Origin of the sequence: Alistipes provencensis (genome assembly GCF_900083545.1) — a bacterium.
Lineage (GTDB): Bacteria > Bacteroidota > Bacteroidia > Bacteroidales > Rikenellaceae > Alistipes > Alistipes provencensis.
Genome location: NZ_LT559262.1, coordinates 705937 through 721637 on the forward strand (window position 1 = coordinate 705937; position 15701 = coordinate 721637).

The following is a 15701-nucleotide window of genomic DNA, read 5'->3' on the forward strand; positions in this document are numbered from 1 at the left end:
TTTAACCGAAACCAAACCATTCCGACTTATGAAAAGAAATATTATCGCACTGTGCACCCTGCTGCTCGCCGCCTGCGGCGGAGCGGAAACGGGAATCACGCTCCTCAGCGAAGGAGCGTTCGATGCCCGGATCGACGGCAAACCCGTCAAACTCTACACGCTGCATGCCGGCGACGTGACCATGCAGGTCACCAACTACGGCGCCCGTGTCGTATCGCTCTGGACCCCGGACCGCGAGGGTCGTTACGAGGATATCGTACTGGGCTACGACTCGCTCTCCCGCTACGTCGACAACACCGGCGAGCGCTTCCTCGGCGCCGTCGTGGGTCCCTATGCCAACCGCATTGCCGGCGGCCGCTTCACGCTCGACGGCGTGGAGTACACCCTGCCGCAGAACAACAACGGACAGACGCTCCACGGAGGTTTGAACGGACTGGACCGCGTCGTCTGGGACGTGGTATCGGCCACCGACGACCGGCTCGTGCTGACCTACACGCACGCCGACGGCGAAGAGGGATTCCCGGGCAACCTGCAGATTCGCATGACCTACTCGCTCACGCCCCAAAACGAGTTCCGCATCGACTACGACGCCACGACCGACAAACCCACCGTCGTGAACCTCTCGCACCACCCCTTCTTCAACCTCAAAGGCGAGGGTAACGGCACCATCCTCGACAACGTGCTGACGATCAACGCCAGCCGCACCACGCCCGTCGATTCGGTGCTGATCCCCACGGGTGAAATCGCCGACGTAGCGGGCACGCCTTTCGATTTCCGCCAGCCGCATGCCATCGGCGAGCGCATCGGGGCCGACAACGAACAACTGCGCAACGGCGGCGGTTACGACCACAACTGGATCATCGACCGCCGGAGTGCCGACGGCATCGAGACGGCCGCCACAGTCTGGGAACCCGCTTCGGGACGCACCGTCGAGGTGTTGAGCGACCAGCCCGCCCTGCAGTTCTACAGCGGTAATTTCTTCGACGGCGCGGTCAACGGCAAGTACGGCAAACCCCTCCGCTACCGCGAGTCGCTGGCCCTCGAGACCCAGAAATATCCCGACAGCCCCAACCACCCCGGCTTCCCGTCGACCGAACTGCGTCCCGGGGAACATTACACCCAAGTCTGCATCTACCGCTTCGGCACGAAATAAGTACGAAAAAGCCCCGCTCTCGGAGCGGGGCTTTTCTTACCGGCCCGTCACACGCATGTACTTCGCCAGCGAGGTGCGGTAGGCCGCACAAGCCGAGGTGAAGCTGTTGCGGCTCCGGGTGTAGAGCGTCTCGGCATCCAGCAGGTCGGTCAGCGGAGCCGTTCCGGCCTGATAGAAATTCCGGTTCTGCCGCAGGTTCTCGGCGGCCGACGCCACGGAACGCCGCATGAGCTCGATCTGCGCATAGGCCTCCACCACCTCGCTCCACGTCCGCTCGACCTCCACAGCAAGCATTTCGCGGGCCTGCAAGCGGTCGTTCTCGGCCTGCTGCTCGCGGATGCGGGCTTTCTTCAGCGCATGGGCCCCGCCCCACCAGTCGGAGATCGGAACAGAAACCTGTGCGAACACCAGTCCGTCGTCCACATCCTTGTCCGTGACATTATAGTAAAGGTATCCGGCCCCCACGCCCACCGTCGGCAGACGCTTGCCGCGCTCCATACGTTTCCGGTATTTCTGCGCCTCGACATTCTTCTCGGCAAGCAGGTATTCGGCCCGGCGGTCGAGCGCCTCCTCGACCGAGACATAGAAATTCCCCGGCGCTTCGGGCTCCCCGAAGGCCGCATCCCCGACATCGAACCCGCGCCAGTCCACGCCGATATGCTGGGCCAGCAGCATTTTCGACACTTTCAGCCCGTTCTCGACCTTCAGGCGGTTCGAGGCAATCTCCTGCTGGCGCAGTTCCACACGCAGCAGATCGTTCGAGGTCACGAGACCCGCCCGGACCGAGAGTTCTACCTGCCGGTGAATCTCCTCCAACTGCCGCTCCACGGCCCCGATGGTCGAAAGATTGTCGCGCAGCGAGACGATCTGCCAATAGTAGGTGTCGGTCTGCTCGCGGACCTCGGCCTCGGTCTTCCGCAACTGCAACTGCCCGACCTCCTCGCCCAGCCGGGCGAGCTTGTTGCCGTTGACGATCTTCAGCCCCGCGAAGACGGGCTGCACGGCGGTGATACCGCCCACGAGCCCCCGCTTGACCATCGACAGCGGCAGGTTCATCGTCCCCAATTGCGGAATGGTCATGCCGAAATCGGCCTGCACCAGCCCGTGCTGAGCCTGAAAAACGCCTCCCGTGGCCGAGACCTGCGGAAAGTAGTTGGTAAACGCCTCGCGGCGGGTCTGCAGGGCTGCTTCGAGGTCGAAACGGCTGTTTTGCAGGGTCCGGTTGTGCTCAGCGGCCGCGGCGCGGCATTCGTCGAGCGTCAGGGTCTGGGCTCCCGCCGGAAGCGCGAAAGCCGCGGACAACAGATATAGGAATATCTTTTTCATCACTTGTAGATTTTCGAGTAAAGGACCGGAAGGATCGTCACCACGAGGATCAGCGAACCGATACCTCCGGCGAAGATCGTGAGGCCCACGGGGGCCCAGAACGTACTGCCTCCGAGCATCATCGGAACAACGCCCACGGCCGTGGTGGCCGTCGTGAGGAAGATGGGGACCATGCGGCGCTTACCGGCGTCGTAGGCGGCCAGCTTCGCCGACCAGCGGCAGACCTTACGCTTGTCCTCGGCGTGCTGGTACATCAGGATCACGTTGCGGACGATCATGCCCAGCAGGGTGATGAATCCCAGCACCGAGGTGAGCCCGATGGTGAAGTCGGCGATCCACAGTCCGATCATCGCCCCGAACAGGCAGAGCGACATGGCGGCCATGATGACCAGCGTAATGCCGAACTTGCGGAAATTCACGAGGATGAAGAAGAAGATGATGACCAGCGAGATGCTCAGTCCCGACGCGATGGGCGGAAGAGTCTCGGCGTCGAACTCGCGGGCGCCGCCCAGCTCGGTCTCCACGCCCGCCGGAAGCGTGATCTCGTCTTTCAGCACCTTGTTGATCCGCGAGGTCATCCGCATGGCGTTGACGTCGCGTTTGAGGTCGGCCGAGACGGTGATGCAGCGCATACCGTTGCGGTGGACGATCTTCGACTGGCTCCACACGGGTTCCACGCCGGCAACCTGCCGCAGGGGGACGCTGACACCCGGCACAGGCGACGAGACATAGGTGTCGCCGATGTCGGCCAGCGACCGTTCGCCCTGCCGAATGTCGTTTTTCAGCACGACGGGCAGTTTGTAATCACCCTCCCAGACCGAGCCTACGGGCACATCCCCGGCGGCCAACGCCAGATTGACGGCCGCCAGCGTCCGGGTGATGCCCAACTGGGGCGCCGTGACGGGGTCGAGCCTTACGTCGACGACCGCACGCGGGTCCTCGTAGTCGGAATGCACCCACACGAGCTCGGGCATCTGCCGCATGCGGGCCATCAGCCGGTCGGCGGAGGTGCGCAGCGAGTCGATGTCGCTGCCGTAGAAGCGGAATTCGAGCGAGGGAACGTTCTGGTAGTCGAGCTGCTTGAACTTGACATACGCACCGGGAAACCGGTCGGCCCACGCGTCGGCATACTCGTCGAGGATGGACTCCGTATCGTCGACCGACGTGGTGTTGACAATGAACTGCGCATAGTTCTTGCCCGCGATCTGCGGAGCGTAGCTCATCTGGAAGCGGGGCGACGAGCACCCCACGAACGAAGTGACCGACTTCACCCGCCCGTCGGCATGGAGCACCCGGTAGACCGAGTCGGCGACGGCTTCCGTGCGATCCAGCGGCGTGTCGGGCCGCAGGTAGATCTCCACGGCGAACTGGTCGCGGTCGGCAAAGGGCACCATGCGGAATTTGAGCTGCGTGGCGATCAGCAGCGAGACGACCACCGAGGCGATGCCCGCCGAGATCGTGAGCCAGCCGTGGCGGAAAGTCCACGCCAGCACACGGCGGTAGCAGTCGTGCACCCGGTCGGTGAAGGATTTCTTACCCTCCTTGCTCACCTGCACTTTGGGGATGATGAGTATCTCAAGGAACGGGATGACCAGCACGGCCAGCAGCAGCGAGACCATCAGGTTGATGGTGATGGTCCACGGGAAGAAGGTCAGGAAATCGCGGAACATGCCCGTCATCGTGAAGAGTATCGGGTAGAAGATCATACAGATGCAGACCGTGGCCAGCAGCAGCGAGGGGAAGAACTCCCGGGCGCTCTCCACGGCGGCGAACCAGCGCGAATAGCCCCGTGCGAGGTAGTCGAGGTAGCCGTCGATCACCACGATCGAGTTGTCGACGATCATGCCCAGCACGACGACCAGCGCGGCCAGCGTCACCGTGTTGAGCGGGATGCCGCACAGATACATGATGCCCACCGAGATGAACGTCGAGAGCGGGATGGTGATGGCCGCGACGATGGCCGAGCGGAGCGGAAACAACAGCATCATCACCGCGATGATGATGGCCATGGCGACGAACAGATCGCGGAGGAACCCGCGCACGGAATCCCCGACGACCTTGGCCTGATCGGCGATGCGCTGCACCCGGACGTCCGAGGGCAGTTCCTCTTCAATAAAGGTGTGCAGCACCTCGTCTACCTCCTGCCCGTACTCCACGATGTTGAATCCCGCGCGCATCTCCATCGACAGCAGCACGCAGCGGTGGCCGTTGTTCAGGATGTAGCTGTCCGGATCGTCGTATTCGCGGACGACGCGCGCCACATCCTTCACGCGCAGCACATGCCCCTCGGGGTCGCTCCAGATGATCTGCTCGGCGACCTCCCGCTCCCCGGCCAGCGCGGGCGCGATGTGGATCGGGGTCTCGGTCTCGGCATTGCTCACCGTGCCGCCCAGCGGGGTCAGCCCCTGCGCGGCCAGCGCCGCGGAGATCACCTTCTCGCCGATGCCGTAGGCCGCCAGCCGTTCGCGGTCGATATAAACCGAAATCTGCTCCGACTGCACGCCGTAGGGCCTCAGGTTCGAGACCGACTCGATACGCCGCAGGCGGTCGCTCAGATCGTCCATGTAGCCTTTCAGCTCGCGGTAGGAGCGCGTATCCGATTCGAGGGTGACGAGCAGCGCCGAGGTATCGCCGAAATCGTCGTTCACGACAATCGCCGCCACGCCCGATGGCAGTTGCATCTTGAACGCCGCCAGCCCGTGTTTGATCTTCGACCAGACCTCGTCCTTGTCGTTCACGTCGTCCTCCAGTTCGACCATCACATAGCACATGCCGTTCTGCGAGGTGGAGGTGGTCTTCGGCCGCTTCACCTCCTTATAGGTCATCAGGAACTGCTCCAGCGGTTTGGCCAACTGCTCCTCGACCTCCTCGCTCGTGGCGCCCGGATAGATGCCCACGACGACGCCCTGCCGGATCGTATATTCGGGGAACTCCTGTTTGGGAATGCGCACCAGTCCGTAGATGCCGAACACGAAGAGGCACCCGACGAGCAGGAAGGTGATGCGGAAATTGCGCATCGACCATGCGATCACGTTGTTCGAACTTCTCATCGCTCCGTGACTTTACTGCCCTCGCCGATCTTCTGCATGCCGTCGACAACGATGCGGTCGCCCGCCGCGGCGCCCCCGGTCAGCACGATACCGTTGTTCACCAGCCGTCCCGTCGTGACGGCCTTGCGCACGGCCGAATCGCCGCGCACCATCCAGACGAAACGGCTGCCATCGCCGGCCTGCTGCACGGCGCGCACCGGCACGACGATCTCCTCGGCGGCTCCCGCCGGCGAAACCGTCACACGGCACACCATCCCCGGCAGCAACTCGCCCCCGGCGTTCGGCAGCGTCGCCCGCACGTCGTAGGTATGGGCCGCAGGATTGGCCACGGCGCCCTTCTCGATCCGGCCGGCCGTGAACGTGCGGTCGCCCAGCGCGGCGACGCTGACCCCGATGCGGCTGTCCGCACCGAGCCCGGCGATCTCCTGCTCGGGCACCGAGAAGCGCACCTTGACACTCCCGATCTGCAGCAGCGTCATCACCGGAACGCCCGGCAGGACATTCTCACCGGCCGAGGCCTGCCGCCTGCCGACGACGCCCGCAAAAGGCGCACTCAGCGAACAGTCGCCGAGGTTCTTCCGGGCGATCTCAAAGGCCGCTTCGGCCTGACGGAGCCGTGTCTGCGCCTCGACCCACTGGATTTCGGGCAGGCTCTCGGCGTCGTAAAGCTGCCGCAGGCGCGCACAGGCGTCTTTGGCCTGATTCAGAGCCGCTTCGGCGGCATCGAAGGTCTGGCGGGCCGACGTGGGATCGAGTTCGGCCAGCAGTTGTCCCTGCCGCACGCGCTGGCCCTCGTCCGCAAAGGTGCGGGCGACGGTCCCGGGAACGGGGAAGCTCAGCGAGGCCGAAGCCTCCTCCTCGATCGTGCCGACGTAAACCGCAGCTCCGGCATCGGCCGAAGGCGCGGCGACGATGGTTTCGACCCGCAGCGGATCGACCGTCCGGGCCTTTTTGGGGGAAGAACAGCCGGCGGCCATGAGCAGCGCGGCTACAAGGATCGTTCGTTTCATCTATTTCACGTTTTTTCGATGCAAAGTTCTCCTTTTAGGGGCTCCGGAAAAAGGCCGCCGTGTCGGTTAAATTCGTCGATTGGTTCGATTTCGAACTTTTCGGAGAAATTCTGTTTCCCCATTTGCTATATTTGCACAAAAGACAATGACAAAATGAACGAAACGAACATCCCGAGTTTTTCGCTCACTACCCTCTTGGAAGCCAACGCCCTGCGGCCGGGCGACCTCTATTACGATGGCTGCGTGATCGCTTCGCGCGTCGACGTGACGGACGAATTCAACATCGATCTGTTCCGTTACCCGACCCGGCTGAACGCCTTTGCAATCGTTTTTTGCTCCAAAGGTTCGATCACCTTCACCTCGGGACTGCGGCATCACACGCTGGAAGAACGAACGCTCTTCGTCCACCTGCCCGGCTCCATTCTGCAGGTGGAGTCCGTTGGACGCGAATCCTCGGTCTACGCCGTGATGTGCGAAGAGGAGTTCATACGGCGCATCAACATCGACTTCAAACTGCTGTCACGACTCTTCCTCTGCGTCGAGGAGCAGCCCTGCCTGCCGCTGACCGGAGAGGAGTGGAACGGCATCACGCGGTCGTTCGCCGAAATCGACGCCGAAGCGGTCTCCCCGCGCACGGACCTCTACTCCGACGAGGTGATGCGCTCGGTGATCCGCACGCTGGCCTACAAGGTCTGCCGCATCATCGACCGCCACATCTCGGCGGCCGCCGTGCTTCCCGCCTCGGCCCGCAGCCGCAACGAGGAGTACTTCAACCAGTTCATGGACGAACTGGCCCGCCACTACATGCAGCACCGCTCGGTCGGATTCTACGCCGCACAGTTGCACCTGACGCCCAAATACCTCACGACGATCATCCGCAAGACGACGGGCCGCACCGCCTCAGAGTGGATCGACGACTACGTCGTACTCGAAGCGAAAAACCTCCTGAAATACTCTACGATGAGCATTCAGGAGGTCGCTTATTCCCTCAACTTTCCCAACCAGTCGTTTTTCGGCAAATACTTCAAGGAGCACACCGGGCTCACCCCGACCGCCTACCGGACGGGAAAATAGCCCCGGCTCCGGGGGAGGGCGCGAAAACAGCCTGACTTTATCCGGAAAATCCGCTCCTGTTCGTGATGAAAAACCGCCGTTTCGTTGAATTTAGGCCCTGTGAGGTTGTTTTTGCAGGGGATAGTCGGTACCTTTGACCGTTTTTACCGACTATGAAATCCCCCGCGGACATCCTGATATATGCCGCGGGTTCAAACAGAAAATTTTGAATATGACATTTATGACTTCCCGTTTACTGCGCATTCCGTGCATGGTGATTGTCGCGAGCGCGTGGTTCGCATCGTGTGAAAAGGTAGCACAACTGAGCGACTCGGCCCGGGTAGAGGAGTTCTCCATACTCACGGCCGATCCCGACCGCGTAATCTTCGACCAGCCCGTCATCAAAGGCGAAGTCATCGAACTGCCGCTCGTTTACGGCAAATACCTCTTCCCCATCACCATTTCGGTGGATGTCAAGACCGAACCGGGATGCAAACAGATACTCGGATTCGACGGGGGGGGGAAAGAGTTCACCTTCGATAACCAGAACCACGTCCGCGAACTCTACACGGTAGCCTCCAGCGGCGCCACCACGCGCTGGAAACTGCAAATCGTCGACGCCCAGTCGAACGAATCGGCCGAGATCGCCTGGGTCGGCGTCACGGCCGGAGAGGGATCGGAAATGCTGGCCGCACCGTACGCCCGTATCGACAAGATCAACTCCGAGATCGTCTTTCAGGCGCTGGGCACCGCCACCTATCCGCTGACGTTCGTGCCGGAGTTCACACTGGCCGACGGCGCCGACTGGGCCGACGGAACGGAAGCCCCCGCAGCGACACTCACCTTCGAAGAGAAGGAGAGCACGATGAAATACACTGTCGAAGCCGCCAGCGGCCGCACGAAAACATGGACCTTCCGCTCGGAGATCGTGACCCAGACCGACAACGTGAGCACGAGCACGCTGACCGAGGATCAGGTCGAGCGCCTGACGCCCGTCACCTCGACGGTCGGATTCCGCTCGGAAACGGTACAGCTCACCGGAGCCTCCACCGAATTCAGCATATCGAAAGTCGGCGGCCGCGTCAGCCTGATGATTCGTCCAGCAGCCCGTGCAGTGACATTCCCCGTCACGGCCGCCATCGAGCTGCCGATACACGCCAACTCCCTGCTGATAGGCGCACCCGAAGGCAACAGCTACACATTCGAGTCGTACACCGACACCAAGCAGGTCTGGATCGTGGACAAAATATCGGGACTGGCCAAGAGTTGGACGCTCACGCTTTTCCCGGAACTGAACACCGACATTCTCGGTCTTACCATCTCGAGTTATTCGAGCACCCCGGGCAACGATGTCCTCGCCGTGGATACCGATCAGGTGGAGATCGACCACGAGAACAGCCGCATCATCATCCCGGTCGGCAGGATCGACGGCACAGCCATCGACCCGAAAGAACAGATCAAAGTGAAGCCGACCTTCACGCTGAAACTCCCGGAAGGAGCCACTTCTTCTTCCTCAAAGTCCCCAACCTTTACCTACATTACGAATACGGTAACGGTCACGGTCAAGACCTCCAACGGCCAGCAAAGCCGGAACTGGACGCTCTACCTCAAGGACAAGAATGCCGAAGAATCCTCGGACACCAGCATATCGAACTTCTCGTTCACATACACCTCGAAAGACAACCGGATGAAGCTGTCGTCGACGTCGATCGTCGCGGACAACACCAACCACCGCATCACGCTGAAGATCACCGCCGGTCCCAAAGCCTTCCCGCTCACGCTGACCAACAAGATCGTGAAGCTGGGCAGCCCCGCGGCAGCCGTCGTCGAACAGGAGATCGCCGATTACGACACCCCACTGACATTCGAGTCGCTGACCTCGACCAAGACATTCACGGTACGCGCCGAGAACGGGACCGAACAGCAGTGGACCATCGACCTCGAGTCGCAGGCCAAGGGTCACACGGCCGAGATCACCAACTTCCTTGTCAACCACATCACGGGCGGCACGCTCGTCGCGGTAAAGCTCGAACCGGAGAACAGCCGCGTCCGGATGGAGATCGAAGGCGTTCCGCCGTTCTATGCGACCGTCGCCATCGAGACCTCGGAGAACGCCTCCATGACCGGACTGGAGAACGGCATCCTGACGATCAACAGCTATAACCACGAGATTCCGCTGACCGTCACGTCGCAGGACGAAGAGGTGACGAAGATATGGACGGTCTACATCGACAAACCCGTGGAGGTTCAGATCGCCAACAGCGAATTTGAACTCTGGGGTGAGTTCAAGAACATCAACGGCGGCACCTACACCATCGACCCGACGCCCGGCGCCGGCTACGGATGGGGTACGGCCAATCTGACCATAATCGGTATGGGTGTAAAAGGGACCATGCCCGTCGAACGGGCCGACGGTACGTTGGCTGCCGAAATGACCACCTCTGAACAAAACACGGTATTCAAAGGTTACGTCGTAGCGTCCGGAACGCTCTATACGGGTCTGTTCAATCTCAATATCAATTACATCACCCAACCGCGCAAGATGACCAAATTCGGCATCCCCTACACGGCACGCCCCGCATCGGTTTCGATGGAGGTGAAATATGCCCCGGGTGCCCAGTTGAAGGAGGCGACGGCCGACGACAAGGGAAAATACTCGATCCATGACATCGATGGCGTGGACAAGGCCCACATCTGGGTGGAGCTGCTGCAATGGAGCGGCAGCGGAGCCATCGACTACGACGGGTCCGAGAACGCCGAGAACATCACCGTTCTGGGCCGCGCCGAACTGGTGATCGACGGTGCGAACAACCCCTACAAGGAGTGGTCGAAGATCACGCTCCCGATGGTCTACAACGAGCAATATGCCGATATTACGCCGACGCATATCGCCGTGGTGATGTCGTCGAGCAAGGACGGCGACAAGTTCATCGGCGCAATCGGCAGCAAGCTCACGGTAGACCACTTCGTGATTAATTACTAAAATACAAGCCAGCAAGTTATGAAACTCAAACATATCGCAATTCTCTCCTGCACGTTCGCCCTGCTCTCGGGCTCCGCCGCAAAAGCGGAAAACTCATCGTCGAAGGCGGCGAAAACGGGCGCCCGGACCGAGGAACTGAAACCCGCCCGTCAGAAACTGATTTCGTCGGACCAGAATATCTTCCGCGCAGGCGTACTGATCGGCACCGACATCGGCGGCGCCATTCCCGTGCCGTTCAAGTATATCCCCAGCACGTTCAACCCCTATCCGCAACTGAACCTCGACATGGGCGTCTTCGCCGAGTTCCGCCTCCACGACCGGTGGAGTCTCGGGGCCAATTTCATCTACAAGACCGTGGGAATGAAGGCCGACGCCCGCGTCTCGAACCAGAAATACGAGGATATGGAGGCCGGACTGCTCCAGTACTACACGGGTACGGCCAAAATGGACATGTCGTTCACGATGTTCGAGGTGCCGTTCTACGCCAAATACACCTTCAACAACCATGTGTCGCGCCTGCTGTTCGGCGGTTATTTTTCCTACAACCTGAAGGCGGAGTTCGAGACACTGGCCACGAAGGGCTATTCGGGCGGTGAACCGGACAAGGTGGAGGTGATCATCGAAAAGGGCGGTGAGCCGATCAACATGTCCTTCACCTCCTCGCTGCGCGATTTCGACGCCGGCGTGATGGTGGGCTACGAACACACGGTCTACAACCGCCTGAACATCGGCATCCGTGTCAGCATGGGTTTTCTGGACATCTTTCAGAAGGACACCAAGTATTTCGACTACAAGATGTTGCACATGCGCGGCTCGATCATCGTCGGCTACCGGCTTTTCCATTGACGCCCGTAGCCCCGGAAACAGCGACCCCCGCCATACCTGTTGTATGGCGGGGGTTGTTTATCGACGGCCCGGCTCAGAGCAGCCGGAAACGGTCGGCCAGAGAATCGAAACGAATCCGCTCCCGCAGAGAATCACGCTCCGGGGTTCGCATGCCGCCGCCGGTACTCGCCGGGCGAAGCGCCGTGATACTCCTTGAACTGGCGGCTGAAGTGGTTCGGATTGCAGTAACCCAGCTTGTAGGAGATTTCCGACGCGGTCATCGCCGTCGTCCGGAGCCATTCGGCCGCCTCGCGCATCTTGATCTGCAGGATGAAATCCGAAGGGGTCCGGTCGGTCAGCCGCTTGATGCTGAGATACAACTGCGTGCGGCTGATATTCGCAAAACGGGCCAGCTCGTTGACCGACAGGCTCGGATCGTCGAGGTGGGCATGAATATAGTCCGTCACCGAAAGGATGAACCGTTCGTCGGTGTTGTTCAGCTCGGGCGTCGTGATCCCGACACTGCCCGCCGTCATGTAATAGTCGCGCAGCACGTCCTTCGTCCGCAGCAGGTTGTTCAGCCGCAGGAACAGCTCCTGCAGGTTGATCGGCTTCTGGAACATGGCGTCGGCACCGCATTGCAAGGCCCGGATGCGGTTCTCGCCCGAAAGTTCGAAACTCTCCAGAATCACCGGGACATGGCGTGTGCGGTTCGAGTTCTTGATCATGCCGCACAGGTCGAAGCCGTTCGTGTCGGCAAGCTGCATATCGCTGATCACCACATCGATGCTCTGGGATTTGAGCAGCAGCAACGCTTCGTCGCCCGTCGCGGCGCTCGACACATGGAAATGTTTCTGCAACCGCTTTTCCAGCACCCGTTTCGAATCCGCATCGTTCTCGACGAGCAGGATGCGGAACTTGCGGTGCCCCTCGGCATCGAGGAACCGGGGCTGCGACGTATCCTCGAAATAACTCGTATTGTCGACGATCCGTCCGACGATGCCCGTCGCGGCATCGGGCCGTTCGGTCGCAGCCCCGTCGTCCTGCCCGACGGCCATCTCCACCCGGAAAACATTGCCGCGCTGCGGCAGCGACTCCACCGACAGGCGGATGTCGAACAACCGGGCGATGCTCTTCACCAGCGCCAGCCCGATACCCGCATTGGGCAGTCCCGCCGAGTTGTAGGGCTGAAAAATAGCCTTTTTCTGCTCTTCGGTCAGGCAGGGGCCGCTGTTGAACAGCTCGATGACGGCCTGCCGCCCGTCGAAGGTGAGTTTCAGCGTGCTCTCTCCGCCCGGCTGTACCGATTTGAAGGAGTTGTCGAGCAGGTTGCCCACCAGCATCTCCATCTTGGCGGCGTCGAAGGGCATCGGCAGCGACTCCACTTCGGCATGGAAACCGTGCGTGATCTGCTTGCGGTTGTAGAGGGGCACGAAAGTCTCGTAGATATTGCGCAGGAAGGGCACCATGTCGTATTTACGGATCGAGACGGAGATGTTGCGCGACTCGATGTTGCGGAAATCCAGCAACTGATTGACCAGAAAGTCGAGCCTCCCGATGTTGCGCCGGAAAATCGCCGGATCGCTCCCGGCATCGCCGTCCGACGGCGGCAGCACGCTGTCCTGCAAGGTCGAAATCACCGACAGCGGCGTCTTGAACTCGTAGGAGATGCAACTGAAGAAATCGAGTTTCATGGCATTGATCCGGTCGCGGGTCTCGCGCTCGCGGCGGGCCTGCTCGACCAGTTCACGGGCATGCCGCTGCCGCCGCACCAGCCGCACGAACTGCCACACGACGAACCCCAGCACCAGCAGGTAGAGCGCAATCATCCATCCGCTGAGCAGCACGGGCGGCCGGACCCGGATGGCGATCCGCTTCTCGGCCAGCACCTCGCCGTCGTCCGACACCAGCCTCACCGACAGCTCGTAACGGCCGGTGGCCAGTCCCGTGTAGGTGATCTCGCCCTGCGGCCCCAGCTCATACCAGTCGTCGTCGAAATTCTCCAGCCGGTAGAGGCACGAATAGGGAGCCGTGCGGAAAATATCGTAGTCGATCACGGAAACCTCGAAGGTCAGAAAGGTCTGCTTGTGGGCCAGCGTGATCCCGTGCGTGTCGTTGACCGGGTATTCCAGCACGTCGCCGCCGATTTCCACGGGCTTGTTGAAGAGTTTCAGCCCGGAGATGAAGAGCGTCGGCTGCTGCCGGAGGTCGCCTTCCAGCTTCGCGGGCCAGAAGCAGACCAGCCCGCTCGTCGTTCCGAAGCAAATCTCACCCTCGCGGCCCGCATATCCGGATCGGACGTTGAATTCGTTAATGCCCATGCCTTTGGCAAGGCTGAAACGGCGCAGGCGCCGGACCGTGTCGAGCCGGAACAGGTCGTTCCCCGCCGCCAGCCACAGATTGCCGGCGGCATCGCCCTGCATCCCGACGATCCCGCTTTTGATCCGCGGATGGTCCTGCACGGCGGGAGTGAAACGCCCCTCCTCGAACCGCCACACGTCGCCTTTGGTCGTTCCCAGCCACAGACAGCCCTCGGCGTCCACCCAACCGCACTGGAGATAGGGTTGGAGTTTCTCGGTGGCAGGCACCGGGTACTCCGACATCCGGCCCCGTGTGCGATCATAACACAGCACCGATCCGAAATTGACGAAATAGACCTTGTCCCCGTGCGTCAGGACATTGTAAAGGGCGAACTCCTCCGTTCCGCATTTGCAGACCTGAACAAAGGAATCCGTGGCATAACGGTAGATGTCGATCCCCTTTTCGTGCGCCACGAACAGCGTGTCGGCATTGAGCGGACAGAGCAACTGCACGTTACCTCCCGAAAGCGACGCCTCGTCGCCGGCATGGTGGGTGTAATGGCGCAGCGCCCCGCCGGAAGTCAGGCAGTAGAGGCCGCTGGAAAGCGACCCCGCCCACAGGTTGCCGCGGACGTCGCGCTGCAGGGTGAGAATGTTGTCGTTGATCCCCCGGTTGCGGCTCGAAATGCGCCGCAGGAAGTTGCCCGACGGATCGAGCACGTTGATCCCCGTGCTGTTGGTCGCCACCCACCAGTTCCGCTGTTCGTCGCGCAGGATGCCGTTGGCCGCCACGCTCTGCGAACGGAGATGCGCCCCCGTAGAGCCGAGCGTGTAGTACTCCACCCCGGAGTCGAGCCCTCCGACCGAGAACAGACCCGAAAAATAGGTTCCCAGCAGCATGTCCTGCCGGCGGGTCCGGAAGATGGAGACCACGGTGTTGAGCACGGCGTTGTCGTTGTGCTCGCAGACATAATTGCAGAAAAAATCGTTGTTGTAATCGTAAACCGAAACGCCGTTGTTATGACCGATCCACAACCGGTCGTAACGGTCTTCGCTCAGACTGGCGATATTCTCGATCTCCGGAACGCCGAATTGCCGGGCGACCTGCTCGCGGCGAAACTCGTCGGCCACGCGGTTGTAGCGGAAAAGTCCGTCCTTGACCGTTCCGACCCAGACGCACCCTTTCGAGTCGGCGTAGATGCACACCCCCACCAGCGGCGACTGGTCCGCATTGGTGAGTTTATAGGTGGCCGCCACGCCGAATGTTTCGTCGATCCGGCAGACGCGGTCTTTCGCAAGCCCCCACAACTGTCCGAACTTGTCGCAGCAGAGGTATTCGTAGGGAGTACGGTCAGCGACGAGCGTCAGCCGGTCGCCGTCGCAGCGGAACATCCGGGTCTGTGTTTTGAGCAGGATTTCGTCCCCGACCCGCAGGATCGTGCGCACATACCCGACATCCTCTCCCTCCCAAGTCAGCCGCGAAAAGCGGCCTCCGGCATAGTCGTAAACCCCGACGAAAAGCGTCGATCCGATGAATATCCGTTCACCCGCATCATACAGCGAACAGATTTCCAGTCCGGCAAACCCCTCGACTTTCCGCAGGTGGCGGCTGTCGTAAATATCCAGCCCCTGCGAGGTCCCGATCCATATCCGGCCGTACACGTCGTCGCACAGCGCCGTGATGCGGTTGCCCGAAAGCCCGTCGTTGCGGCTCAGGTGTTCGTAGTTCCAGATGATGCCGTCATGCTGGGCCGATGCGGGCGTTTGCAGCAGCAACATCCACGACAGGAGGGTCAGAAGTCGTCTCATGCATCCTCATTTTTTCGAAAGTTAACAATATATATTTGTATTTACAGCGGTCCGTGCTTGCATTTTTGTTCACAGAACCTATAAATTCGTTTAAATCTGCCGGCGCACTCCGCCGCTAACCCTGCCTGCACGATTTCTTAACATCGGGATAGCTGAAAGTGGCGGAGTTCGGTTACTTTTGTTACAACCGAA

The 15701-nt window shown here is 61.0% G+C and carries 8 protein-coding genes; 4 read left to right on the plus strand and 4 right to left on the minus strand.

The window, feature by feature from the left end; genetic code table 11:
- Positions 1–28 precede the first annotated feature (28 nt).
- Complete coding sequence (locus BN5935_RS02975) at positions 29–1153, plus strand: aldose epimerase family protein (RefSeq protein WP_064974784.1); 1125 nt, start codon at positions 29–31, stop codon at positions 1151–1153.
- A gap of 36 nt (positions 1154–1189) precedes the next feature.
- Here the strand turns inward: BN5935_RS02975 and BN5935_RS02980 are convergent, their stop codons facing one another.
- Genes BN5935_RS02980 through BN5935_RS02990 form a run of 3 tightly spaced genes read right to left on the minus strand, consistent with a single transcriptional unit; the run spans position 1190 to position 6539 of the window.
- The gene (locus BN5935_RS02980; RefSeq protein WP_064974785.1) at positions 1190–2479 is read right to left on the minus strand and encodes a TolC family protein; all 1290 of its coding nucleotides are present in this window, start codon (positions 2477–2479) and stop codon (positions 1190–1192) included.
- The gene (locus BN5935_RS02985; RefSeq protein ID WP_064974786.1) at positions 2479–5529 is read right to left on the minus strand and encodes an efflux RND transporter permease subunit; all 3051 of its coding nucleotides are present in this window, start codon (positions 5527–5529) and stop codon (positions 2479–2481) included. Before BN5935_RS02985 ends, BN5935_RS02980 begins: the two co-directional genes overlap by 1 nt.
- Positions 5526–6539 (minus strand): efflux RND transporter periplasmic adaptor subunit, encoded by a 1014-nt coding sequence (locus tag BN5935_RS02990; protein WP_064974787.1) that lies wholly within the window; start codon positions 6537–6539, stop codon positions 5526–5528. The genes BN5935_RS02985 and BN5935_RS02990 overlap by 4 nt, the downstream gene beginning before the upstream one ends.
- Before the next feature lie 153 nt (positions 6540–6692).
- Here BN5935_RS02990 and BN5935_RS02995 point away from each other — a divergent pair, with 153 nt between their 5' ends.
- From BN5935_RS02995 to BN5935_RS03005, 3 genes are all read left to right on the plus strand, one after another.
- Positions 6693–7613, plus strand: a complete 921-nt coding sequence (locus BN5935_RS02995; RefSeq protein ID WP_064974788.1) for a helix-turn-helix domain-containing protein — start codon at positions 6693–6695, stop codon at positions 7611–7613.
- Positions 7614–7833: 220 nt separating this feature from the next.
- Positions 7834–10575 (plus strand): PCMD domain-containing protein, encoded by a 2742-nt coding sequence (locus tag BN5935_RS03000; RefSeq protein WP_235820991.1) that lies wholly within the window; start codon positions 7834–7836, stop codon positions 10573–10575.
- An 18-nt stretch (positions 10576–10593) separates the two neighbouring features.
- On the plus strand, positions 10594–11421 hold the full coding sequence (locus BN5935_RS03005; protein ID WP_064974789.1) for a porin family protein: 828 nt from the start codon (positions 10594–10596) through the stop codon (positions 11419–11421).
- A 131-nt stretch (positions 11422–11552) separates the two neighbouring features.
- Here the strand turns inward: BN5935_RS03005 and BN5935_RS03010 are convergent, their stop codons facing one another.
- Positions 11553–15509, minus strand: coding sequence for a two-component regulator propeller domain-containing protein (locus BN5935_RS03010; protein WP_064974790.1), 3957 nt, complete (start codon positions 15507–15509; stop codon positions 11553–11555).
- Between the last annotated feature and the right edge of the window lie 192 nt (positions 15510–15701).

Bases quoted from the DNA above. Each gene is read 5' to 3' on its own strand.
- BN5935_RS02975 (WP_064974784.1), top strand. From the start codon at position 29: ATGAAAAGAAATATTATCGCACTGTGCACCCTGCTGCTCGCCGCCTGC.
- BN5935_RS02980 (WP_064974785.1), bottom strand. From the start codon at position 2,479: ATGAAAAAGATATTCCTATATCTGTTGTCCGCGGCTTTCGCGCTTCCG.
- BN5935_RS02985 (WP_064974786.1), bottom strand. From the start codon at position 5,529: ATGAGAAGTTCGAACAACGTGATCGCATGGTCGATGCGCAATTTCCGC.
- BN5935_RS02990 (WP_064974787.1), bottom strand. From the start codon at position 6,539: ATGAAACGAACGATCCTTGTAGCCGCGCTGCTCATGGCCGCCGGCTGT.
- BN5935_RS02995 (WP_064974788.1), top strand. From the start codon at position 6,693: ATGAACGAAACGAACATCCCGAGTTTTTCGCTCACTACCCTCTTGGAA.
- BN5935_RS03000 (WP_235820991.1), top strand. From the start codon at position 7,834: ATGACTTCCCGTTTACTGCGCATTCCGTGCATGGTGATTGTCGCGAGC.
- BN5935_RS03005 (WP_064974789.1), top strand. From the start codon at position 10,594: ATGAAACTCAAACATATCGCAATTCTCTCCTGCACGTTCGCCCTGCTC.
- BN5935_RS03010 (WP_064974790.1), bottom strand. From the start codon at position 15,509: ATGAGACGACTTCTGACCCTCCTGTCGTGGATGTTGCTGCTGCAAACG.